General features: G+C 44.3%; 2 protein-coding genes and 1 pseudogene. 1 reads left to right on the top strand and 2 read right to left on the bottom strand.

Annotated elements, in window-relative coordinates; translation table 11 throughout:
- Positions 1-411: pseudogene (locus tag FTT98_RS17885) on the top strand (phosphohydrolase); the annotation flags it as partial.
- Between the two features lie 24 nt (positions 412-435).
- On the opposite strand, the gene FTT98_RS17880 reads toward FTT98_RS17885, so the two are convergent.
- The gene (locus tag FTT98_RS17880; RefSeq protein ID WP_180012195.1) at positions 436-849 is read right to left on the bottom strand and encodes a hypothetical protein; all 414 of its coding nucleotides are present in this window, start codon (positions 847-849) and stop codon (positions 436-438) included.
- A 143-nt stretch (positions 850-992) separates the two neighbouring features.
- On the bottom strand, positions 993-1,124 hold a 132-nt coding region (locus tag FTT98_RS18225), incomplete at its 5' end, for a hypothetical protein (protein WP_257230227.1).

Below are 1,124 nucleotides of genomic sequence, written 5' to 3'. Positions count from 1 at the left end.
GCGCTGGAAGTGAATCAGGTTATGGACATTGAAGGGCAGATTGTCGAGTTTGATGAATTTCGTCTGCTCGGGGTAGGGGATTTGTGGGCTGGAAAAACCGATATGCGCGCAATGCCGGATCTGCCTCAAGACAAGCCTTGGGTGATTCTGTCGCATAATCCAGATACCGTGGATATGGTGCCGAAATTGCCAACACGACCATTGATGCTTTCTGGACATACGCATGGTGGGCAGGTCGAGTTACCCTGGCTGACGGATTATGTGATGAAAAAGGTTTCCATTCTGGGCCATAAAAAAGGCTTGTACCGGCATGAGCATGCAGATGTATTTGTGACCGTGGGAACGGGCATGGTAGGGGTACCATTTCGTTTTCGCGTACCACCAACCATTGAAATTATCGAATTGGTCTAAAAAAAACTGATTCATTCGCTGCTGTTAAAGCAGTAGCCAGAGCACAATAATAATCAGTAAAATAACGGCTGCGGTGATCCAGATTTTCTTTTCAATCTCACGGCCTGGCACACGTTTGCCGACTTGCTGTGCAGCCACCTCAGTATCTTTAGCGATGCTAAGGTTGGGATGATCTGGAACTTCCAAAGATGTAGTTACCACCGGAATATTTTCATCAGCATCATCAGTAAAGCGTGGGCCGATATTGCCTTTATTGTCTCGATTAAGCGCCAGATCATGCTCTCTGACAATTTCATCAATGACCTGTATCGCCTGTGATTCATCTAAAGCTGTATGCGTCCGGATATAGCGAATGGCGTCCAGTTTTTTATCATCCTCTAGCAGAATCACTATATCCACCAGCTGTTCTTGAGTAAGTTGCTCAATAAGATCCTGCATCACTCTGCCTCATTCTCTGGCTTTATTTATTTGATTGTTCCCGAAATATCAGCAAAGAAGTAGCAAGTTTTTGTTGTGAAATCATAAAAAAAGCCAGCATGAACTGCTGGCTTTGATTGAGATGACTTAATCTGTCAAGATCTTTAGATCTGATTGTTTACATCATCATTTTTAGTTTCACGGATCAGCAAGAATGCAAGCAATGACAGGATAGAGGCTGCTGTGAGGTAATAACCTACTGCAGACACGCCATAAGTTGTTGCCAGTTTGGTTGC

It is taken from the genome of Acinetobacter sp. YH12039, from assembly GCF_013420015.1.
Taxonomy (GTDB): Bacteria; Pseudomonadota; Gammaproteobacteria; order Pseudomonadales; family Moraxellaceae; genus Acinetobacter; species Acinetobacter amyesii.
Note: the sequence above shows the minus strand (reverse complement) of the source record. Positions and strands in the feature narration are given on the sequence as shown.

What these genes read in the sequence shown, in the direction of transcription:
- FTT98_RS17880 (WP_180012195.1), bottom strand. Translation starts at nt 849, where the DNA reads ATGCAGGATCTTATTGAGCAACTTACTCAAGAACAGCTGGTGGATATA.